The sequence below is a fragment of the Candidatus Poriferisodalis sp. genome (assembly GCF_965237655.1).
Lineage (GTDB): Bacteria > Actinomycetota > Acidimicrobiia > Acidimicrobiales > Poriferisodalaceae > Poriferisodalis.
This window is the reverse complement of the sequence record NZ_CBDEGB010000002.1, coordinates 482,993-504,435: the sequence shown is the minus strand read 5'-3', so window position 1 is coordinate 504,435 and position 21,443 is coordinate 482,993. Positions and strand designations below refer to the sequence as shown.

Here is a 21,443-nt window from a genome sequence, read left to right as displayed (position 1 = left end):
CCCACTCATTCAGTTCACAACTGTTCTCTATTCACTGCGAATGTGAATCAAGCTGACTACATGGCAAGGGGAGGAAATTCACAGTTGGTACTATATTCACAATGAATGTGAATAACAATATTGAGTGGCATCTAGGGGCAGAACTTGAAGCTGAGGTATTCCGCATCCTGCGAGCGATCCCAGAATTCAGCGTCACGGTGGAGCAAGGCCACATTCACCACGCCGATGCCGTCGTGCGCCACGGTGGCTCAGCGACACCGATAGCGATTCAAGTCAAGACCCGAGTCAGCAGCGCCGCCGCCCATCACATCGCTCATCAGGCACGACAGCTCTCGATACCGACGGTGGTCATCGCACGCGAAATGACCGACAGGGCTCGCGAAATCCTCGGCACGGAAGACATCGGGTCGATCGACGGTCTCGGCAATATCCGCTTGAACTTGCCCGGACTCATCATGAGAATCACCGGCGAGCCGCGTCCCAAGCGTGCCCCTCCCCCGACCCGCCTGTCGGGCAAGTCCAGTCTGGTGGTTCAAGCGATGCTCCTTGAGGCCAAACGCCCCTGGCGCGTTACTGACTTGGCAAAGCGAGCCGGGGTGTCGGTCGGACTTGCGCATCGAGTGTTGCAGCGCCTCGACGGAGAGGGTGTCGTCGAATTTGACGGTGCCGGACCGACCAAGACTCGGCGCCTCGCCAACCCAGCGGCCTTGCTCGATCTGTGGGCGGAGGAGCACCGTGACCGGCCGCTGCGACGACCTGCATTCCTGCTTACGCCCACCGACAGAAACCTGGCAGACGCGCTCTGCGATGGACTCGAAACGACCGCGATCGACTACGCCCTGACCGGAGCGGCAGCGGTCGCGCGTATCGCGCCACTAGTCACCAACGTCGCTGTCGCAGAAGTCTGGCTGGAGGCCACCGCAGACCCCAGCGCCGTCTGTGAAGACCTCGGTGCGCTGGAGGTCGCTTCGGGTCCGAATGTCGTATTCCTCCAAGAACCAGGTGATGCGCCGTTGGCATTTCGCACCCGCGATAACGGCGTATGGACCACCAATCGCTTCCGGCTCTTTCTCGACCTCCGGCGCGACCCAAAGCGCGGGCGTGAGCAGGCCGACTATCTGCGTCGCGAGCTCATTGGCTTTTGATGACGCCCAGTCACCAGGGCGAATACAACGCCGCAACGACGGACCTCTGCGAGCGAGTCTTGGTGACCTCGTGCTCGCCGGGCTGCTGCTGCGATCGAGATCTCGCCGCGCAACACAGCCAGCACGATTCTCGTCTTGTCCTCCACGGACTTGGTGGGCTGACGGCCCATCAGGGTTCTCCTTCAGGTCAGCACCAAACCATGACCTGTCTCAAAAAGCCTGACACGGGACACGTCCACAACGCCGCCACGAGACCCTGTGGCGGATCTGGCGGCGGCCGCCCAAGGAATACTCCGACGTGCAACGCGAGAAACCCGAGCGGGTGCTAATCATCGCTGCGATACGTCGTTGTGTTCTATGATCATGCGCCGCGGAACCTCGGATTCTGAAATCGGTTGATGACATGGGTAACGGAAGTGCTCGGCAGGGTCCGTTGGTCTGACGGACGTCTCGCCAGTTATCGGCAGGACCATGTCGCGTTTGGCCTCCACCTGTTGTCCATGGCGTCGGCGATCACAGTGACCATCCTGTGGATGGTCACTTCGAGATGGGCGATGTGGTGGGTGCTGGTACCGATGAGTATCGCGAGCAACCTTGCGCTGGAATTCATCGCACGGATCCGCTTGCGTCGCACCGTGCGTCGGGTCGAAGCTCTCGGCGTTGCAGGGCGGGATCGAGTCAAGGTGAGTCTCAAGGAAGAGATCAACCACCAGCTCAGCCACTTCGACGACTACGCGATTCGGAGTTGCGATCGGAAAGCGGAGGAGTTCCTGGCTCGAGCCGCGACGGCGAGAGCCAGCGGAGGCAAGAAATCTGATGCCAAGTACCTACGACGAGCTGAGCGTGAGCGCAAGTACAGCGAGTGGTACAGGCGCATCGTCGAGTACAACGCCCGCCGATGCTGAACGCGTCTTGTCTTCGAAGCTGTCGGCGATTCGGCTTGCGCAGGCGTGACGCTGGATCCGCTCGGCCTGCGGTCGATGCGCCAACCGGAGTGGACCCGCGCTCGGAGGTGTTCGACTGCGCGTCTTTGCTCTCGCCCTACGGTCAGCTATTCGAGTTCGGCCTGCATCTCTGTGATCGCGCTCTCGAGGGCCGCTGCCATGGCGGGGGGCGGGTTGCGCTGGAGCGCCGACTGGTAGTAACGGATGGCAGCAGGCAGGTCGCGTTCGACAAAGCGGGCCGTGTAGCCGCGGAACACCCACGGATCGAACTCGCCAGGGTTGAGCGCCACGGCCGCATCGAGCGATGCGATGCCCGCGGTGATCAGCTCGGGATCGAGGATGCGCACCAGCAGCCAGCCACGAAGGGCCAAGGCCTCGGTGTCGTTGGGATCTTCGGCCAGCACCCGGTCGAGATCGACCAGCGCCGACTGCAGGTCGCAGCCGGCGACAAGTGCATCGGCGGTTTCGCCGGAACTGGACGAGCCCTGAGCTGACAGCGATTCGCAGTGACGCAGGTGCAAGCGAGCAGACAACACCAGTGCGCCGCGCAGGTCGCGGTCGAGGCGGAAGATCTCCTCCAGCGTGGCGCGGGACTCGTCGAGCTGGTTCGCAGCGAACTGGCGCTGACCATCGACCAGCAGCGAACGGGCCGAGCGGTCGATATCTCCCGAGATGGTCTCGCCCGACAGGCGCAGCCCGACCGAACGCGCCACGAGCACGCCAGCCAGCGCGCCGACGAGCACGAGGGCGCCGACGGTCACGACCGAGACAAAGCGAAATCGCCGCGGCCGTGGCTCTTCAGGCGGATGCTGAGGCGCAGAAGCTTCCCCGGCGCCGTCTCGGGGTGGTTCGTCAGCACGCGCCCGAGCCCGCCAGCGACGAGTTGCGGCCCACAGGCCTGCCACAGCCGCGGCGAACGCGGCCACCGGGAGCGCCCACACCAGCGTGCCCACTCCCTCCCCTGGCGGTAGCGCGTTCACATCGTCGCCGTAGGCGGCAGCGAGGTCGGCCCGGATCTCCGAGTCGCTGCGACCGGCGTCCACCCAGAGATCGATCTGGCGCCGCATGGCAGCGGCCGCTGGCGCGTTCGACTCGAGCACGCTCTGGCCGTCGCAGACCGGGCAGAGCGTGGCTTGCTTCAGCTCGTAGGCGCGCTCGGCCTCCGTCGCGGGCGGGCGTGACGCCGTGGCGGCAACGACGGCAGCGATGATCGCCACGGCAACGACGACGAGCCAGCCGATACGCCGCATTCTGGGACCACGGTGCTGCGGCCGGGTCGTCGCGGCGGGCGGGGTGCTCTCGGGCGAGCTCATGCTGCGCTCATGAACCGGGCTGCGACGTCGCTGCGCCCTCGCTAGCGGAACCCAGCAGCAGCGCTATGACAACGTCGGGATCGTCAGCGCTGATCTGACCCTGCCAGCGGGCCGCCACGATGCCCTCGGGCGTAATCAGGAACGACTCAGGCGGCCGCAACACTCCGAACTCGACGGCCCATCGGGAATCGGGATCGTCGATGACCGGCCAATTGCCTCCGAGACGCTCATAGAACGCGACGGCATCGTCGGTCCGATCGCCGAACGGGACGGCAATCAAGGCGCCGTCGTACCGATGGCGGAAGACCCATTCGGCCAGCGCAGGGTGTTCACGCTCGCACGGCACGCACCACGACGCAAAGAAGTTGACGAGCACCCACCGGGGCGACGCTGCATCGATGTCGAAGCGCGCCACACCGTCGGGACCGATATGCACACCCGGCATCGCCTGCGCACCGCCGGCCTGCACGAACTGCTCCTGCGGCCAGATCAGCTCGCCTCGAAGCGGTGGCACCAATTCGCCGATGAGCGGGCTGGCAGCCCGGATGCTGCCGCCGTCGGAGTCTCGCGTCGCCAGGAGCGCGATCAGGCCCGCCGCCGCCAGTCCGACGAACACCGCCGTGATCCGAACCCAGGCTCGGCGACGCGGCGCCACCTGGCGGCTGCCGCTGTCGCTGTCGAGGGGCGCTTGCGGCTCCGCGCTCGACATCCCTTCAGGTTCTGGCGTCACGAGCGGCGCTCCCCTGTAGCCGCACCGGCTCGCTCCTGTGCAGAGTCGACGGTTGGGCGAGCACCGCCCCCGCGCGGGACCCGGTCCCGCGCTCCGATGCGGTTCGGCACCAATGCCGCAGCAATGCCCAGCGCAAGCACGGCGCCGCCCAGCCACATCCACGCCACCAATGGCTTGATGAGCACACGCAGCGCCACCTCGCTGCTGCCTTCTTCGGGAATGGTCGCAAGCGCCAGGTACACGTCGTCGACCAGGCTCGTCGCCACCGACGGCGTCGAGATCGGCTGGCCGAATTCGGCGAAGCGCGTCACCGCAGGCTCGAAGGTGCCCCGGTTTTCTACGTCCACACGCACCCGAACCACCCGGTTGCCGTTCTCGATCGTGTCGGTCAGGCCCAGGTACGTGACCTCGTGGCCGGCAACCACGCCGGATTCACCCGGCGACAGCGTGAACTCGCCTTCGGACCCGTACGCGCTCGACGCGATGAAACCGAATGCGATCACGCCCACGCCGATATGGGCGATCATGCCGCCGCCGGTGCGGCCGAGCAGGCCACGCCAGCCGTTGCGCCGCACGCCCAGCCACAACAGCCGCGCGGCACTGCCGATCACGAATCCCCCCAAGCCCAGCGCCAGCACCTGCCACAGGCCGCGCGCACCGGCCCACACCGCCAGCACCATGGTCAGCGAGCCGATCGCAGCCGGCCACAGCATCCGCCGCGAACGCAGCTCAGCAGGCGTGTCGCGCCAATTCAGCGCCGGGGACAGGGCCATCAACCCGAGCAGTGCAATGCCCACCGGTGCCAGCATCCGATCGAAGTACGGCCGCCCGACAGCCAGCCGTTCCTGCGACACAGCTTCGGCCAGAAGCGGGAACACCGTGCCAAGCAGCACCACGAACGCCGCCACCGCGAAGAGCAGGTTGTTCCCCAGGAACGACCCTTCCCGCGACCAGATCGATCCCAGGCTCGCGGGCTTTCGCAGCGCTTCGCCGCGCCACGCCACCAGCACCACGCCGGTCGCCACGATCACGGCGAAGAACGCGAGCAGTAGGGGCCCCAGCGAGGACTCGCTGAACTCGTGCACCGATTCGAGCACGCCTGAGCGGGTCAGGAACGTGCCGAAGATCGTCAACGCGAACGTCACAATGAGCAACGACAGATTCCACACACGCAGCATCTGGCGCCGCTGCTGGGTGATCAGCGAGTGCACGAACGCTGTGGCGGTCAGCCACGGCAGCAGCGAGGCGTTCTCGACGGGATCCCACGCCCAGTACCCGCCCCAGCCCAGGACCTCGTACGACCACCAGGCGCCCAGCATGATTCCCGTGCCCAAGCTGCCCCATGCCACGAGCGTCCAGCGGCGTGTATCGGCCAGCCAGCGGCTGTCGAACCGCCCCGTGACGAGCGCAGCCACAGCGAACCCGAATGGCACGGTGAAGCCGACGTAGCCGAGGTACAGCATCACCGGATGAATCGCCATCAGCGGGTGGTTGCGCAGAAGCGGATTCAAGCCGCCGCCGTCTGCGGGAGGGTTGGCCAGCGTGGCGAACGGGTTCGCCGGACCGGCGAGGAGTGCAAAGAAGAAGATGCAGACGCCCAGCATCACCGCTAGCGCCCATGCCACCGTCGGTTCGGCAGTCCGGCCGCGAAATCGCCACGCGGCGGTGCCGACGTAGCCGCACAGCACCAGTGCCCACAGCAGGATGGACCCTTCGAGCGCGCCCCACAGTGTCGCCATCTTGTAGATGAACGGGGTGGCGATGGTGGAGTTGCGCGCCACGTAGGCGACCGAGAAATTGTCGCTGAGCAGCGCGAACTCCATCGCGCCGACGGCCAGCACGCAGCCCGCAGCCATTGCCGCGATCCACGCCAGCGCCTGGCGGCACCGCTCGGGCTGCCCCAGTGCTCTCGCAGCGACCAGCGTTCCGGCACCGCCGAGCGCGCTGACGAGGCCGACGGCCACGCCGAGCGTGCCCAGCACGGCGATCACAGCCGGGGCACCTCGAACGGGCAGCTGTCAAGGAAGCCCTCGGGCGGTTCGTCGGGATCTGGGATCCGTTCCGCGTTCGCCGCCTCGTACTCATTGGTGTGCTTGATGAGCATGTTGTCGCTCGAGAAGAAGTGCGTGTCTCGACCGGCAACCGTCACGACGCTCCCGGTTACCCAGCGGCCTTCGAGCACCACCGGGATCCACGGCGATTCGAACAGGTCTGGAGGGTCGACGGAGTGCCGCACCGACACCGATGCGCAGTTGTGGATCACCTCGAAGGTGGTCACGCCGCCGTCGAGTTCCACCGACCTAGGCACCACCCGTCCCTGCAGACGGAACCGGCGGTCGCCGAGTTCGACGCGCTCGGCGATGGCCTCATCGGCGTTGCGGAAGAACAGGGTGGCGTTGCGCAGTCCGGCGATCGCTGCCGCGCCGCCCGCGATGAGCAGCAGCAGCACGAACCCGCCGACCATGGCCTTGCGTCGGCGCCCCATCTCCCTGCGTGCCGCTGCACGATCGGGAGCCTCCTCGAGCGGGTGCCGGGGGCTGAGGTCCGTCATGTTTGTGCGGTCTCGTTGCTCGGATCCCCCGCAGACTCTGTCTTGCCAATCCCCAGGTCCCGACCGAGTGCGCGGCCGCGGCGGACTAGCCAGAGGGCGTAGGTCACAACTGCGGCCGCCACCAACACGTAACCCGTGAGCACGTTTGCTGCGTAGGTCATCGTCCCGCCGCCTGTTCGCTGCGGCGCTCTTCGAGGAGCTCTTCCAGGGTTGCTTCCTCGGCGAGTTCTTCGAGGCGCAGCACCCGGTAGCGGTGGATGCCGATCCACAGCGCCACCACAGTGAAGACGGCCCATGAATACAGGAGGGTCCAATAGATCTCGCCGGCGAAATTGCGGTCGCCCCCGAGCCCGAGGTTCAAGCTGGCCTCTTGATGCAGCGTGCGCCACCAATCCACCGAGTAGTGGACGATCGGCAGGTTGACGACCGCGATGAGGGCCATCACCGCCGACCGCCGCGCCCTCGAGCGAGGTTCGGCGGGCAGGCGCCGCAGCGCCAGGTAGCCGAGATAGGTCACGAACAGCAGGACGGTGGTGGTCAGCCGGGCGTCCCATTGCCAGTAGGTGCCCCAGGTCACCTTCCCCCACAGCGACCCGGTCACCAGCGTGAGTGCGGTGAACAGCACGCCGAGCTCGGCGGCAGCTCCAGCCACGCGGTCCCACTGCCGCGCCTGTCGATCCGCGATGACGCCCTCCAAGCCTCCGGCGCCGCTGCGGGTCCGCCACAGCACTTTGGCGCTGGCGAATGCGGTCAGCACAAAGCCGCCATAGGCGACCCAGATCGAGGGCACGTGCACGTACATCAGCCGGACGGCGTCGCCTTGCACCCTGTCGGCGGGCGAGATCCACAGCGCCAGCAGTGCCATCACGGCGACTGCCGCGATCGCCACCACACCCAGCACCCGGGTCGCGACGCTGCCGGTCATCGACAGCGACGCGGTGCGTTGCGCCTGCTGGCGCAGGTCGGGCTCAGCGGTCCCGATCATCGTGAGCCCGCGTTCATGACTCAGGCGTCCTCCAGCAGCGGACCAGCCGCCGCCCAACCCACTGCGATGTAGGTAACCAGCACCACTGCCAGCAGTGCTGTCCAGCTCCAGCCTTGGTCGGCGCTGGTCCCGAGCGCCACGTCGAACGCCCGGGTTCCGGCCAAGAGCACCGGTGCTGCCACCGGGATCAGCAGCAGCGGGAGCAGGGTATCCGCCGACCGCAGACCTACCGTCATCGCCCCGTACAGCGTCCCGCAGATGGCAAACGCAGCTGTGCCACAGAGCCCTGCAACAACGACCAGGAGCCAGTCGTCGACGGTGACCGAGTAGAGCACCAGCAGACCCGCGGCGGTGAATACGGCTACCACGATGAGCTGGATGGCCAGCGCTGCCGCCTTGCCCCAGAGGATGGCCGCGGGCACCAGCCCGCCGAGGCGCAGCGCGTCCAGGTTCCCACCTTCGGCCTCGATGTCGAAGCTGCGCTTCGCCCCGAGCACGCCTCCGAACAAGACGGCCACCCAGAACAGACCGCCCGCCCCGGCGCCAAGCAAGGACGGATTTGCGTCGAATGCGAATGCGAAGACCACCAGGATGAGCAGCACCGTCGGGACGATCTGGATGAGCGTTATACGGGCCCGTCGCTCGACGGTCAGGTCCTTACGGCAGACGAGCCAGATCTCACGCCACATCGGTTGGACCGTCCGTGCGTGGCGCGGGAGCGATCGCCTCGACCCGGCCGCCGGCGAGCACTACCTGGCGAGCGGCCGCAACCCGTGCACGGCCCGTCTCGTGCGTCGCGAACATCACCGTGGCTCCCGCCTCGACGGCGTAGGCCAGCATCTCGTCGAGCGCGTCCCTGCTCGACTCGTCAAGTCCAGCGTGCGGCTCGTCCAGCAGCCACAGCCGCGGGCGGGCGATGGTCAGGCAGGCCAGCGCCACTCGCCGCTGCTGACCCTCAGAGAGCCGTCGGATGGCAACTGCGGTCAGGCGACCACCGAGTGCAAAGCGTTCGACCGCGGCTGAGACCTCGGCGGAGGCCGCGCTATGCAGGGCCGCGCAGTGGCGCAGCTGGTCGTCAACTCTCAGATCGCCGTAGAGCGGGGCCCGATGTCCCAGCAATCCGACGTGACGCCGCACTGAGCGACGGTCTGCGATGAGGTCGAAGCCCAGCACCTCGGCTCGCGCGCCTCGTAAGGGCACGAGACCCGCACACGCCCGCAACAACGTGCTCTTGCCTGCGCCGTTGGGACCCCTCAGGCAGACCATCTCGCCGGCTTGCACCGTGAGGTCCACACCCGCCAATGCAGGAAAGCGGTCCAACAGGGCCACGACGCCCTCGAAGGCAACGGCAGCTGCCACGGAGCGTCAAGGCTACGGGTGGGTTCGGCCGCTCAGGGCGTGGCGACCACCGCAAGCACATCGCCCTCGGCGACGGTGTCGCCCTCGGCCACGTGCATCTCCGCCAACGTGCCGCCCTCGGGAGCAGTGACAGGAATCTCCATCTTCATGGACTCGAGGATGAGCAATTCGTCGCCGGCAGCGACGGCGGTTCCCACGTCGGCGACCACCTTCCACACGGTCGCAGTCAACTCAGCTCGAACGTCCAACAAGTCGTTTCTCCTCCACGGACCCGGGCCAAAAGCCTGCGCCAAGCTAATCGAGGCGGCGACCGAACGCCCAGATCTCGTGGCTGGCACCTCTGTCTGCGGCGTCATTCTTGGCGCTTCACCATCCACAAGTGCGCGCGAACCGGTCGGTACTGTCGACATGCGGTGTTCTTCATCGTGCTCGCGGCGACCATCGGAATTGGCATCGGCTTCGCTGTCGCCCTTGTCAATGGCGGCACGCCGCGCGAGATCTTCGGCAGGCTGCGAGCACTTCGGATCAACCATTGGCCAGTGTTCGCGCTCGGAGTTGTCCTGTCGCTCGCTGTCGGGTTGGACACCAACATGCTCGCGGGCCGCTTCGCGCTGGGCGTCTCGCTTGCGCTGCTGCTCGCAGGTTGCCTGCTCAACCGACACATCACCGGTGCGCGTATCGCTGCGATCGGCATTGCCGCAAACCTCGCAGTGCTCCTCGTGAACGGCTACCTGCCAGTGAACGAGGGCGCTGTGGTGGCTGCAGGCATCATCGACTTCGACGGACTTGACCGGGTACTGCTCGGCGCTGCCCGCCGGTGGTCCGACGACGCGACGATTGCCGCGTGGCTCGGCGGTGCAATCCCGCTTGCACCGCTGAGAGATGTCATCACGCTGGGCGATCTGGTGACCGCCGCCGGTTTGGCCAACGTCGGATTCCGGCTCATGTGGCCGGCGGCGTGGGTTCTACGACGGCTCGAAGCGGTGTCGGGAAGCCAGTTTGAGGACTACGACGATGGGACAGTCATGCTCAGGCCGGTGGCGCCGCCCACAACCCTGGAGCATCCGCCGCTGGTCGGCGCGGCAGCAGCGTCGCCAGCGTCGCCAGCACCAACGGCACCCGCAGCCCCGACGGAACCGCCGAGCCCAGTGCCGGCACACAACGAGCCGGCGTGGGCATCGCGAGTCGAACCAGCGCCGTGGCCGGCCCCGGCCCCGTGGCCCAATGAGATCGAAACCCCCGACCGCACCTCGAGCGGCGAGCCCACCGAAGCTCACGATCCGCAGCTCTTCGGAGCCTGAAGGCCTTTCGAGCTTTCTGTGTGCAAATTTGCCGCCTGTGGCGGCATTTCTGCACAGAGTTAGGGCGGTCGGGGCAGGCAGGCATCGCCGCCTATCCGCAGTCTCCGGCTGCGGCGCCGACGTAGTACCGCGCCTACGACGGCACGACGATGCCTGTGCCGTGATCCGTGACGAGATAATGGGGGGCCGTGGCCACCGCCCGGAAGTCCAATCGCGAGATACCTGACATCGATCGCGGCCCAGCGCATGCGGCAGGCGATCCCTTCGACGATGTTCTCGTCCGGCGAGCACGGCTGAAGCGGATCTCCAGCCTCGGACAACGGACGGGGTACGGCCTGTATGTGGCATCGCTTGTCTGCGGGGCCATCGGCATCCGCTGGGGATACACACCGCTGCTCGCCACGCTGATCGCCGTGGCGCTCGTGGTCGGATCGATGCTGCTTGCGCCCACCATCGTCATAAGCCACGGCATCAAAGCCGCCGAGCGTGAAGAGCGTCGAGCCGCGGCGACCAGATCGACACAGTGAACGAGGATCGAATGGCGCAAACTGCGGGCGACAACCCGCACTCAGGCGCTCTCGAAGGCATACGCGTTGTCGATCTGACGACGGTGCTCATGGGACCGCTGGCATGCCGGATGCTGGGAGATCACGGCGCCGACGTCATCAGAGTGGAAACGCTCGTCGGCGACTCCACGCGCAACGGCCTGCCGGCCCGATCCGCTGGCATGTCTGGGTTCAGCCTCAACATTCAGCGCAACAAGCGCTCGCTGGCGCTGGATCTCAAGTCCCCGGCCGGGCGTGAGGCAATGGAAAGGCTGCTGGCCAGCGCTGACGTGCTCATCACCAACATGCGAGCGGCGGCCCTAGAACGCCTCGGTCTCGATGCCGACACCCTGCGGGCTCAACACCCGCAGCTCATCTGCTGCCGAGGGAGCGGCTACGGCAGTGGCGGTCCATATCGCGACAAACCCGCCTACGACGACGCGATCCAGGCCGCTTCGGGCCTGTCGGATCTGATCGGCCGTATCACTGGCGAACCCGGCTTCGTTCCTGCCGTGATTGCCGACAAGGTCACCGGACTGCATGTCGTCGAAGCCGTGCTCGCCGCCCTCTTCCACCGTGAGCGCACCGGTATGGCCCAGACCATCGAGGTGCCCATGTTCGAGACCATGGTGGCGTTCAATCTGGTGGAGCACTACCGCGGCGCAGTCTTCGAGCCACCAGAGGGACCCTTCGGCTACGACCGGTTGCTGACTCCGCACCGGCGCCCCTACCCCACTGCCGACGGTTGGGTGTGCCTGCTGCCCTACAACGATGCGCAATGCCGGGCCTTCTTCACATTCGTCGACCGGCCCGAACTGGCTGACGATCCGCGCTTCGCCAGTCACAACTCCCGGATTGCGCACGTCCACGAGCTGTATGCGCTCTTCGGGGAGCTCTCGGTGCGCCGCACGACGGACGAGTGGATCACCTATTGCGACGAGCTCTCGATCCCGGCCGCGAGGGTCATGGACCTGGCTGATCTCGACGGCGATCCTCAGCTGGCGGCTGTCGGCCTGGTGAGCATCTCAGAGCATCCCACTGAAGGGGCGTACCGCTACGTGGCTGACCCGGTTGTCTACTCCGAGACGCCGACGCGCCTGCGCCGTCATGCACCGCTGCTGGGCGAGCACGCGGTCGAGATTCTCAGCGAGCTCGGCTACGACGCGGCCGAGATTGACGGCTTGCGAGACGAGGGCGTCATTGTCGTGCCGGGCTAGCGGTCACGTCGAGCCCCCAGCCGTTCCGAACTCATGGAGGGCAACGCAAAAGGCACCCCCCTGAAGGGGTGCCCCTACGTCGGCTCGTTGCCGATAGCGCGGCGCCCTCACTGGCGCCGCTCATGACGCTGGCTAGTCGCCGCGTCCTCCAATGCCCTGCTTCAAGGCGCTGATTGCAGCGTCTCGAACCGGGATGAACGCAACAATGGCGATGGCCGTGGCCACATCCATACCGAAGCGTCCGAGTGACAGCACTTCGAAACTGGCCCCGTACCCAAACAAGGCTCCGCCGTCATTGGCTTGCGAAACCAGTACTAACAAGTAGGCCCAGATCAGATTCAGGTTGCTGCCGATAATCGGTATGGACTTCAGCGTGTCGTTCACTTTGGCCGTGTCAAGGACACTGTCCACGACGACCATCGCTCCCTGGAACACCATGCCCAGGATGATCAGCGTCAAAATTGTCGTCATCATGCTTATCGACCCCCCTTTGGTCGGCAGTACTTGACTGCAGCTGCCTTCCGCCTCCGCAGTCGACAACCACCGTACACACTAGTCAATGTCGTTGCGCTTCTGTGACAATTCTGTAACAGTTCTGTTTTCTTGGGATTCACCTCGCGTGCGGGGCGGTCGCTCAGTCTCGGCCACCGCCCGAGCGCGCCGGTAGCTTTGCCGCGCATGACGCAGGTGCCCGACAAGCCCACGGTCGACGGGCTCGAGGCGAAGTGGTCGCAGCGCTGGGAAGCCGACGGCGTGTACCGCTTCGATCGCACTGCCACCCGCGAGCAGGTGTTCAGCATCGACACGCCACCGCCGACCGTCAGCGGCTCGCTGCACATGGGCCACGTCTTCAGCTACACCCACACCGACAACATCGCCCGCTACCGACGCATGGCCGGCGACGAGGTCTTCTACCCGATGGGCTGGGACGACAACGGCCTGCCGACCGAGCGGCGCGTGCAGAACTACTTCGGCGTGCGCTGCGATCCCTCGCTCCCCTATAACGAGGGCTTCGCGCCTCCGTCCGACGGCGGCGATCCGGCGGCGGTCGAGGCACGCGGCGAACTGGCGATCTCGAGGCGCAACTTCATCGAACTGTGTCATGTGCTCACCGCCACCGACGAACGGGCCTTTGAGGAGCTGTGGCGCCAACTCGGACTGAGCGTGGACTGGTCGATGACCTACGCCACGATCGACGAACGCTGCCAGCGAGTCGCGCAGCGTGCATTCCTGGAGAACCTCGCGCGTGGCGAGGCGTACCAGATCGAAGCGCCGTCGCTGTGGGACGTCACCTTCGGCACCGCAGTCGCCCAGGCCGAACTCGAAGACCGCGAGCGGCCCGGCGCATACCACCGCATCGCTTTCCATCGCATGGACTCACAAGGCGGCCGCAACGTCCCAGCATCGAGTGGCCCAGCGTCAAATGGCACAGTCGAGATCGAGACGACCCGGCCGGAACTGCTGGCCGCGTGCGTGGCGCTCGTGGCCCACCCTGATGACGAGCGCTACCAGCCGCTGTTCGGCTCAACCGTGGTGACGCCGCTGTTCGGAGTGGAAGTCCCAGTGGTTGCCCACAAGCTGGCCGAGCCCGATAAGGGCACCGGCATCGCCATGATCTGCACCTTCGGCGACACCACCGACGTGACGTGGTGGCGCGAGCTGGACCTGCCCGTGCGGGCGATCGTGGACCGCCGGGGTCGCATTGCTGCGGATCCGCCTCCGGGCATCGACTCGCCTGCGGGGCGCGAGGCGTATGAGCGCCTGGCAGGCCGCACCGTTGGAGGCGCTCGGATTGCGACCGTCGAGCTGCTGCGCGACTCGGGCGAGCTCATCGGCGAGCCACGACCCGTCACTCACGCGGTGAAGTTCTTCGAGAAGGGCGACCGGCCGCTCGAGATCGTGTCGAGTCGCCAGTGGTACATCCGCAACGGCGGGCGTGATGCCGAGTTGCGTGACGCGCTGATCGCCCGTGGCTCGGAGATGACGTGGCATCCGCCGTACATGCAGGGCCGCTACACGAATTGGATCGAAGGTCTGAGCGGCGATTGGCTGATCAGCCGTCAGCGCTATTTCGGCGTGCCGATCCCGCTTTGGTACCCGCTCGACGACGCCGGCGAGCCGATCTGGGAGCGGCCGCTCGTCCCCGACGATCGTGCTCTGCCGGTCTATCCGAGCAGCGACGTGCCGGCCGGCTACGACGAGTCGCAGCGTGGCAAGCCCGGCGGCTTCGTCGGGGATCTCGATGTGATGGACACCTGGGCGACATCGTCACTGACGCCCCAGATCGCATGCGGGTGGAGTGAGGATCCTGATCTGTGGGCGCGCACCTACCCGATGGACATGCGCCCCCAGGGTCACGACATCATCCGCACCTGGCTGTTCTCTACTGCAGTGCGGAGTCACCTCGGCCACGACTGTGCGCCGTGGCGGCACTGTGCACTGTCGGGCTGGATCCTCGACCCGGACCGCAAGAAGATGTCCAAGTCCAAGGGCAATGTGGTGACGCCGGTGGACCTGCTCGACACCTACGGCGCCGACGCCGTTCGCTACTGGGCAGCCAACGGACGGCCCGGCACCGACACCGCCTTCGACGAAGGCCAGATGAAGATCGGGCGCCGCCTGGCGATCAAGCTGTTGAACGCCGCGAAGTTCGCGCTGACACTGGCGGGCGATGCCGCCCACGGCGACGGCAGCCGCCCCGACGAACCAGTCGGCAATGCGCTCGACGCTGCGTTGCTCGCTGCGCTCGCAGATCTGGTGCGCGCCACTACCGACGCATTCGAGTTATTCGACTACGCGCGGGCTCTGGAACGGACCGAGCAGTTCTTCCGGCAGTTCACCGACGACTACGTCGAACTGGTCAAGGGACGTGCGTACGGCGGTCAAGGTGCCGAGGCGGCAGCAGACGCGCATCGCACGCTCACCGTGACGCTGGACACCCTGGTGCGCCTGTTCGCGCCGTTCCTGCCCTTCGTCACCGAAGAGATCTGGTCGTGGTGGCGCGACGGCTCGGTCCACGCTGCCAGTTGGCCGAACGCCGAAGACCTCACAGCACTCGCTTCAGGCAATCACTCTGGCGCTTTGTCCGTCACTGCTGCAGTGCTGAGCGAGGTGCGCCGCGCCAAGACCGAGGCGAAGCGGAGTCTTCGAGTGCCTGCGGACCACGTCACGGTCACCGCTTCGGCCGCCGACATCGCGCTGCTGGATCTCACTCGCAGCGATCTCACCGACGCCGGTCGCATCGGCGAGCTCTCGCTTCGCGCCAACGGATCGGCGACCCGTCCCGAGGTCGCCGTCGTGCTCGGCGACGCAGACTGACGCAAGACGGTCCCGAGCAGCTCGGTCCCAGCGCCGCTGCGGTGAGCGCTGCTCGGACGAGCGCCGCTCTTTGGGGTCTACAGGTCTGAGTCGCCGCCGTCGCTGTCGGATTCGGCGTGCCCGGCCTCGCTTGAGGCTGGCGCCACCGGACGATCGAATGCGGCCGCTGCTGCGGGCGCGGTCTGGTCTGGCTCGCCATTGCGCACCCAGACAGTGCGCTGGGGGAAGGGGATCTCGATGCCGGCCTCGTCGAAGGCGTCCTTGATGCGCTTGCGCAACAGGCGTGCCGTGGCCCACTGCTCAGCGGGCTCGGTCTTCACCATGACCCGGAGGGTGACCGCGTCGGCACCGAAGGCTTGCACGCCAACCACGTTGGGTTCCTCGAGGACCGTGGTGCTCTCGCCCTGCTCGTGCCATACGTCATCCGCAACCCGTTTGATGATCGCCATTGCCTCGTCGAGGTCGGTGTCATAGGCCACGTCAAGGTCGAGCGGCACGCGAGCCCACAGCTGCGACATGTTTCCGACCCGGGCGATCGCTCCATTGGGCACATGCCAGACCGTGCCGGACAGGTCCCTAAGACGTGTGGTCCGCAGCCCCACGGACTCGACGGTGCCGACCGCATCGCCGAGATCGACCACGTCGCCGACGCCGTACTGGTCCTCGATCAGCATGAAGACGCCCGTCAGCAGGTCTCGCACGAGGGACTGGGCACCAAAGCCGACCGCGACGCCAATGATGCCGGCGCCTGCGATGAGAGGGCCGAGGTTCACGTCGAACTCGCCGAGCAGCATCATCAGCGCGACAGCCCAGATGATCGTGGAGGCGACGCTCTTGAACAGCGTCCCGAGAGTCTTCGCCCGTTGGCTGGCGCGCACCGTTCGCTCCCGCAGCTGACTCATCTTGGCCGCGAGCCGGTCGGGATCCCACGTTCGGCCCTCTTCGGCAGTGCGGGCGGCCTCATGTTGCTCTGCGTTCTTCTTGTCGCTGGCGATCCGCTCCACCATGTGGTCGATGGCGCGCCGCATGACTCGGCGAGCGACAACGGTGAGCAGCAGGATCACCAGCACCGTGAGGGGCTTGTCCACGATCCATACCGACGCCGACGCCAGCCCCTCGCTGCCCGTCCAATCCAGTAGGCGTTCGCAGATCCAGCTGGGCTCGGTACCGCACACCTCCGTACTGCGGCTGGCTTCTAGGAGTGCATCCACCGCATCGGTAGCGGACTCGGCCTGAGCGAGGAGTGAGGTCATCCCGGGCAGCCTAGGAGTCGCCCCAAAGCCCGTGAGCCAGGGGCTCGGTGCCTAGCATCGCTGCGATGACTCAGGACAACGCTGGCAAAGACGCTCACGCCCGCACACCCACCGACGACCCTGACGCTGCTGCGCTCTATTCGGTGGCAGGCGGGGTGGCAACGATCACCCTGAACCGGCCCGACTACCGCAATGCGCTCAGCGTCGAGATCGTGAACGCGATCGGCGACCACTTCGAGGCTGCGCTTGCCGATCCCGAGGTGCGCGCCGTGCTGTTCACCCATGTCGGCAACACGTTCTGCGCCGGCGCCGACTTGCGGGCCGCCCAGCCCGGGGTGCCTCAGCCGACGCTTCGCTACAACTTCGTGGAGATCCTCGAGAAGATCATGACCTGCGACAAGCCCGTGGTGGGCCGGCTGGCCGGTCACGTCACCGCTGGCGGCGTGGGACTAGCAGCGGCGATGGACATCTCCATCGCGGCCGACGACGCAATCATCGGGTTCACCGAAGTCCGCATCGGCGTGGCGCCTGCGGTGATCTCGGTGGTGTGCTTGCCGAAGCTGCGCCGTGCTGATGCCAGCGAGCTGTTCCTCGAGGGCGAACGGGTGCCCGCACCGCGTGCCGCAGCGGCCGGGCTGATCAACCGTGCCGTACCCCGAGAGCTGCTCGACGACGAAGTCGCATCGACGCTGCGGCGGTTGGTGCGGGGCGGTCCCAACGCGCTGGCACACACGAAGCAGCTGGTTGCGAGGGTGCCGCAGATGCCCCGCTCCGAGGCCTGGGAGTGGACGACGGAACTCAGCCAGCGGCTCTTTCAAAGCGACGAGGCCGCCGAGGGCATCGCCGCCTTCCGGGAACGCCGCGACGCCAGCTGGGTCCCACCCGAGGAGTGACTTCGTTCTCTTCAATTGCCTGCAACGCGGCAGAGACTCGGGCGCCGGTAGGGCAGCCATGCCTATCGCTCCCGTCATGGCCACGGCACGACCGGTAGCGTCGGCCGCCGTGAGCGGACAGGTGCATCTCGAACGTGACGGCCACGTGGGCCGCATCATCTTGGATCATCCGGAGCGGCACAACGCCATCAGCGCGCAGATGTGGGACGGCATCACCGCTGCCGCCTCCGAGCTCGAGAACGACCACGAGATCCGGGTGGTGGTGATCCGAGGGGCCGGCGAGCGCGCCTTCGCAGCAGGTGCCGACATCAGCCAATTCGGCGCGCAGCGTTCCGATGCGAGCGGCAACCGCAGCTACGACGACACGACGTCACGGGCGCACGCAGCGCTGCTGGGCTTGTCCAAGCCGCTCATCGCCGCCATCGGTGGCTACTGCATCGGCGGCGGGCTCGCGGTGGCGCTGACGGCCGACCTGCGCGTCGCGGCCGAGGACGCCCAGTTCACCATCCCCGCCGCTCGCCTGGGACTCGGTTATGGCGCCGCAGGTATCGGCACGCTGATGCGTCTGGTCGGACCATCAGCGGCCAAGCGCATCTTCTTCCTGGCTGATCGCTTCGGAGCGCAGGAGGCACTGCAGATGGGCCTCGTGAACCGGGTCGTGCCCAAGGCGCACCTAGAGGCTTCCGTCGACGAATGGACCGAGCTGATCGGCCAGAACGCACCGCTCACCATTGCGGCGGCGAAGGCGGCGTTGACGCAGTGGCAGAAGCCGGAGTCTCAGCGCGATTTCGCCGAGGTAGAAGCGATGATCCGGGCCTGCTTCGACAGCGACGACTACCAAGAGGGCGTCGACGCATTCATGAACAAGCGCCCGCCCGAATTCAAGGGCCGCTAAGCGCGGCGCTGAGGCAGTACTTCAGCCAGACGCGCGCTAGCTGCCGAATGGATCCCCGGTATCCATGTCCGCCACGAGTTCGAGGTAGGTGCTCAGGCGCTCGGTTGGCAGCTCGCCGGCTGTCACTGCAGCCGTCACAGCGCAGTCCGGCTCGACGGTGTGCGCGCAGTCCCCAAAGCGGCAGCTCTGCGCGAGTGCGGCGATCTCGCCGAATGCCATCGCAAGCCCGTCAAGCGGGCCTGACGAGCGGGGCAACCCCAGATCGCCGCCCCAGGGGATCAGATCCTGCAAGCCCGGGGTGTCCACGAGCGTCCCTCCGGCCGGCCCGCCGACGGGAACGAGCTGGCGCCGCACGGTGGTGTGCCGGCCTCGACCATCGGGACTCAGCGGGGCGACCGGTACTACTTCGGCCCCTGCGAGCCGGTTCGCCAGCGACGACTTGCCCACACCCGACGGCCCGCTGAGCGCCACAGTCGCGCCGCCGCTCGCCAACGCTCCCAAGCCGTCAAGGCCGCGACCATCGACGGCGCTCGTCACCAGGATCGGCACCTCGGCTGCTGCGGCGCCCAGGCGGTGACGCAGGGCATCGACGCTCGCCTCGCACTCGGCGCCCGACACCGTGTCGATCTTGTTCACGACAATCACCGGTCGAGCGCCTCCGGCGAACGCCGCAGTCAGATACCACTCGATCCGATGGCCGACGCTGGCCGCTTCGGTCGAAGGGGAGTCGCTGGTTGGAGCAGGCGTGGTGACGACTGCGAGGATGTCGGCGTTCGCCGCCACCAGCTGCGGCCGTGCTCGTGGCCCAGAGGCGCGACGGCACAGCAAGCAGGTGCGCTCCAGCACGTCGGTGATCACGACGCGGCGGTTGTGTCGGACTTCCAGCGAGCGAACAACCCAGTCGCCGACGGTCGGATAATCCAACGGTGTTCGGGCTGCATCGCGGACAGCGGCATCCAGCGCCCCAATCCTGGGGCCCTCGTCGTCAAGGAGTTCATACGCGCCGCGGTGCTCGACGCCAACGCGGCTCACGGTGTGACCTTTCGGGATCTGGGGGGCCGGTCCGGTTCGTCGAGACCAGCCCAGCTGCTCGGGGTTCGGCATCGGCGGCGGTAACGATTCAGTGCCGTCACTCACGGCGCAGCCACACCTCGTCATAACGGCCGACACCGAGTCGCTGGCCTTGGACCACGCTGCCGTCGGGCAGCGTCGTGGTGCCAAGCCCGGCAACATCCGCCGTCGCTGCCACGACGCTCGAGGCGTAGCCCAGGTACACGTAGGGAGCCTCGTTGGTGAGCTCCAGCATGAGCTTCGCTACGGCTTGTCGTCGGTCGTCCCCCGCGTCGGTCGCCTTGATCAGGCTCGCCAACGCCGCGAGATGCTCGCCGGTGAAGTTGGACACGTTCAGCGGCGTGGTGCGGACCGGTCCGACAGCTGCGGACGCCAGCACCGCTGGATCGGACTCGCCGCCAACCCGCCAGCACGTGGCACCGAAGTCGCCAGCGAAGGACGGGCTCTGGACCACCGAGCCCATGACACGGCTGATGAGCCCCGTGCGGGCGACTGTCTCGACGTCGACATCGACAAGGCCGGTGTCCTCCCACTGGCGTTCCAGCGTTGCCGTCATCTGCGCTAGCGCGAGATCGTCGGTGCACAAGACGCGGATCCGCACTGGCTCGCCAGGATCTCGATCGTCGGAACGCTCGGGATCCTCCGTGTACTCGCGCAGCAGGGATTGAGCCTGCTGCAGGTCATGACCCGGCCAGGCTTCCGCAACCTCAGCGGAATGCCAGATGCTGCCGGGCGCCCACCACTGCGTTGCCGCGAGCCGCTCGACATCGGGTCCTAGCGCCTCGAGCAGTTTGGTCTGGTCGGCCGCCGCGATCAGCGCCCGCCGCACCCGGATGTCATCGAGAGGCGCTCGCAGCAGATTGAACAGCACGACGCCAGCGTTGTCGTCAAAGCGTCCGATCACGTTGAGCGGGCGACCTCCGCCATCGGTTGCGACGGCTGCGGCTGTAGAGAGCTCCGCCGATCTCGACATCAGAATGTCGCCGCCACCGCCCAGCAGTACGGCGAGCCGTTCACGCTCGTCGGGAATCTCGGTGAATTGGATCTCAGCAGCCCACGGCAGAGGCGAGCCGTCGGCTGCGGTACGCCAGTAGTCGGGATTGGCCTCCAGGACCGCTGGCTCACCCGCCGACCAGCGCCGAAAGAAGAACGGTCCAGTGCCGACCGGTCCTCTGGCAAAGATGTCCGGGTCCGCTTCGGCGGCTGCGATGGAAAACACGCGTCCGACGGGCCCCGCGAGCGCCACCGGCAGCCCGGCGTTGGGCTCGCTCAATTCGAAGATCAACCTGAGCTCATCGGCAACGATGACCGATGCGATGCGGGCATCCCGCAAATGGCCGCCGCTGGCCCGGCCCGAACGCAGGTAGTCGTCGACGCCGGTCTTGATGGTGAGCGCGTCCATCGGCTCGCCGTCGGTGAAGGTGATGTCGGGCCGCAGCGTGACGGTCCAGCGCTGCAGCGACGCATCGGCCGAGACCGACTCCGCCAGCCACGGCGCGACAGAACCATCCGGGAGGACCACCGTGAGCGTTTCGAGAACGTGGTCCAGCACGTTGCGACACGACCATGCGCACACGTGGTCCCACGGCGTCCAGCCGGTGATGGGCGTCGGGTCGGCGGCCATCAGCACGTGCAGCGTCCCGCCGCGGCGCGGCGCTGTGTCCGGGGGCGCCTGTGTGGTTGGCGCAACGGCCTGCCGCACCTCGGTGGTGGGTGCGGGCGCAACGGCGGAGGTGTCGTCGGGGAGTTGGGTCGCCGGTGGAGCGACGGTCGACTCGGCCGCCTCCTCGGCGCCCGGACTGCAGGCCGCAACCAGCAGCAGGACCGTTACGAGGGCCGTCGTGGGGGCGCGCCGAGGTCTCAGGAACCGCAGCCTTCGCCGCTCGTGAACCATTCGCGCTCGCCAGCGATCATGCAATACAC

General features: G+C 66.9%; 21 protein-coding genes. 8 read left to right on the top strand and 13 right to left on the bottom strand.

Features of this window, described 5'->3' with window-relative positions; translation table 11 throughout:
* Positions 1-101: 101 nt before the first annotated feature.
* A complete protein-coding gene (locus ACPXYO_RS10350) occupies positions 102-1,145 on the top strand; it encodes a helix-turn-helix domain-containing protein (RefSeq protein WP_423919903.1) in 1,044 nt (347 codons plus the stop codon).
* Between the two features lie 398 nt (positions 1,146-1,543).
* Entirely contained in the window at positions 1,544-2,050 is a 507-nt protein-coding gene (locus ACPXYO_RS10345; RefSeq protein ID WP_423919900.1) for a hypothetical protein, read from the top strand.
* Positions 2,051-2,196: 146 nt separating this feature from the next.
* Here the strand turns inward: ACPXYO_RS10345 and ACPXYO_RS10340 are convergent, their stop codons facing one another.
* Genes ACPXYO_RS10340 through ACPXYO_RS10300 form a run of 9 tightly spaced genes read right to left on the bottom strand, consistent with a single transcriptional unit; the run spans position 2,197 to position 9,278 of the window.
* A complete protein-coding gene (locus ACPXYO_RS10340; RefSeq protein WP_423919898.1) occupies positions 2,197-3,402 on the bottom strand; it encodes a cytochrome c-type biogenesis protein CcmH in 1,206 nt (401 codons plus the stop codon).
* A gap of 7 nt (positions 3,403-3,409) precedes the next feature.
* The gene (locus ACPXYO_RS10335) at positions 3,410-4,132 is read right to left on the bottom strand and encodes a TlpA family protein disulfide reductase (RefSeq protein WP_423919895.1); all 723 of its coding nucleotides are present in this window, start codon (positions 4,130-4,132) and stop codon (positions 3,410-3,412) included.
* Positions 4,129-6,123 carry a heme lyase CcmF/NrfE family subunit gene (locus ACPXYO_RS10330; protein WP_423919893.1) on the bottom strand — a complete coding sequence of 665 codons (1,995 nt, stop codon included), beginning with the start codon at positions 6,121-6,123 and terminating at the stop codon, positions 4,129-4,131. Before ACPXYO_RS10330 ends, ACPXYO_RS10335 begins: the two co-directional genes overlap by 4 nt.
* Positions 6,120-6,683, bottom strand: a complete 564-nt coding sequence (locus ACPXYO_RS10325) for a cytochrome c maturation protein CcmE (protein ID WP_423919890.1) — start codon at positions 6,681-6,683, stop codon at positions 6,120-6,122. The genes ACPXYO_RS10330 and ACPXYO_RS10325 overlap by 4 nt, the downstream gene beginning before the upstream one ends.
* On the bottom strand, positions 6,680-6,844 hold the full coding sequence (locus ACPXYO_RS10320; RefSeq protein WP_419554180.1) for a hypothetical protein: 165 nt from the start codon (positions 6,842-6,844) through the stop codon (positions 6,680-6,682). The genes ACPXYO_RS10325 and ACPXYO_RS10320 overlap by 4 nt, the downstream gene beginning before the upstream one ends.
* The gene (gene ccsA / locus ACPXYO_RS10315; protein WP_423919886.1) at positions 6,841-7,668 is read right to left on the bottom strand and encodes a cytochrome c biogenesis protein CcsA; all 828 of its coding nucleotides are present in this window, start codon (positions 7,666-7,668) and stop codon (positions 6,841-6,843) included. The genes ACPXYO_RS10320 and ccsA overlap by 4 nt, the downstream gene beginning before the upstream one ends.
* A 20-nt stretch (positions 7,669-7,688) precedes the next feature.
* A complete protein-coding gene (locus ACPXYO_RS10310) occupies positions 7,689-8,357 on the bottom strand; it encodes a heme exporter protein CcmB (RefSeq protein ID WP_423919883.1) in 669 nt (222 codons plus the stop codon).
* Positions 8,347-9,027 (bottom strand): heme ABC exporter ATP-binding protein CcmA, encoded by a 681-nt coding sequence (gene ccmA / locus ACPXYO_RS10305; RefSeq protein WP_423919880.1) that lies wholly within the window; start codon positions 9,025-9,027, stop codon positions 8,347-8,349. The genes ACPXYO_RS10310 and ccmA overlap by 11 nt, the downstream gene beginning before the upstream one ends.
* Before the next feature lie 32 nt (positions 9,028-9,059).
* Positions 9,060-9,278, bottom strand: a complete 219-nt coding sequence (locus ACPXYO_RS10300; protein WP_423919877.1) for a biotin/lipoyl-binding carrier protein — start codon at positions 9,276-9,278, stop codon at positions 9,060-9,062.
* Positions 9,279-9,440: 162 nt separating this feature from the next.
* Between ACPXYO_RS10300 and ACPXYO_RS10295 the strand changes: the two genes are divergently transcribed.
* From ACPXYO_RS10295 to ACPXYO_RS10285, 3 genes are all read left to right on the top strand, one after another.
* Positions 9,441-10,328 carry a DUF5317 family protein gene (locus ACPXYO_RS10295; protein WP_423919875.1) on the top strand — a complete coding sequence of 296 codons (888 nt, stop codon included), beginning with the start codon at positions 9,441-9,443 and terminating at the stop codon, positions 10,326-10,328.
* A 188-nt stretch (positions 10,329-10,516) separates the two neighbouring features.
* A complete protein-coding gene (locus tag ACPXYO_RS10290; RefSeq protein WP_423919872.1) occupies positions 10,517-10,855 on the top strand; it encodes a hypothetical protein in 339 nt (112 codons plus the stop codon).
* Between the two features lie 11 nt (positions 10,856-10,866).
* Positions 10,867-12,090 (top strand): CaiB/BaiF CoA transferase family protein, encoded by a 1,224-nt coding sequence (locus tag ACPXYO_RS10285; RefSeq protein WP_423919870.1) that lies wholly within the window; start codon positions 10,867-10,869, stop codon positions 12,088-12,090.
* Between the two features lie 132 nt (positions 12,091-12,222).
* Here ACPXYO_RS10285 and ACPXYO_RS10280 read toward each other — a convergent pair whose 3' ends face one another.
* Positions 12,223-12,564, bottom strand: coding sequence for a hypothetical protein (locus ACPXYO_RS10280; RefSeq protein ID WP_423919867.1), 342 nt, complete (start codon positions 12,562-12,564; stop codon positions 12,223-12,225).
* 204 nt (positions 12,565-12,768) lie between these two features.
* On the opposite strand from ACPXYO_RS10280, the gene valS reads away from it, so the two are divergent.
* Positions 12,769-15,408, top strand: a complete 2,640-nt coding sequence (gene valS / locus ACPXYO_RS10275; RefSeq protein WP_423919864.1) for a valine--tRNA ligase — start codon at positions 12,769-12,771, stop codon at positions 15,406-15,408.
* Positions 15,409-15,485: 77 nt separating this feature from the next.
* Here valS and ACPXYO_RS10270 read toward each other — a convergent pair whose 3' ends face one another.
* The gene (locus ACPXYO_RS10270; protein WP_423919861.1) at positions 15,486-16,661 is read right to left on the bottom strand and encodes a mechanosensitive ion channel family protein; all 1,176 of its coding nucleotides are present in this window, start codon (positions 16,659-16,661) and stop codon (positions 15,486-15,488) included.
* A gap of 65 nt (positions 16,662-16,726) precedes the next feature.
* On the opposite strand from ACPXYO_RS10270, the gene ACPXYO_RS10265 reads away from it, so the two are divergent.
* Together ACPXYO_RS10265 and ACPXYO_RS10260 are read left to right on the top strand one after the other, a co-directional pair.
* Positions 16,727-17,554 carry an enoyl-CoA hydratase/isomerase family protein gene (locus ACPXYO_RS10265; protein ID WP_423919858.1) on the top strand — a complete coding sequence of 276 codons (828 nt, stop codon included), beginning with the start codon at positions 16,727-16,729 and terminating at the stop codon, positions 17,552-17,554.
* 109 nt (positions 17,555-17,663) lie between these two features.
* Positions 17,664-18,449, top strand: a complete 786-nt coding sequence (locus tag ACPXYO_RS10260; RefSeq protein WP_420621557.1) for an enoyl-CoA hydratase — start codon at positions 17,664-17,666, stop codon at positions 18,447-18,449.
* Between the two features lie 36 nt (positions 18,450-18,485).
* Here ACPXYO_RS10260 and rsgA read toward each other — a convergent pair whose 3' ends face one another.
* Both rsgA and ACPXYO_RS10250 read right to left on the bottom strand, forming a co-directional pair.
* Complete coding sequence (gene rsgA / locus ACPXYO_RS10255) at positions 18,486-19,481, bottom strand: ribosome small subunit-dependent GTPase A (protein ID WP_423919854.1); 996 nt, start codon at positions 19,479-19,481, stop codon at positions 18,486-18,488.
* A gap of 97 nt (positions 19,482-19,578) precedes the next feature.
* Positions 19,579-21,414: an ABC transporter substrate-binding protein gene (locus ACPXYO_RS10250; RefSeq protein WP_423919851.1), complete on the bottom strand. Its 1,836-nt coding sequence runs from the start codon at positions 21,412-21,414 to the stop codon at positions 19,579-19,581.
* Positions 21,415-21,443 lie beyond the last annotated feature (29 nt).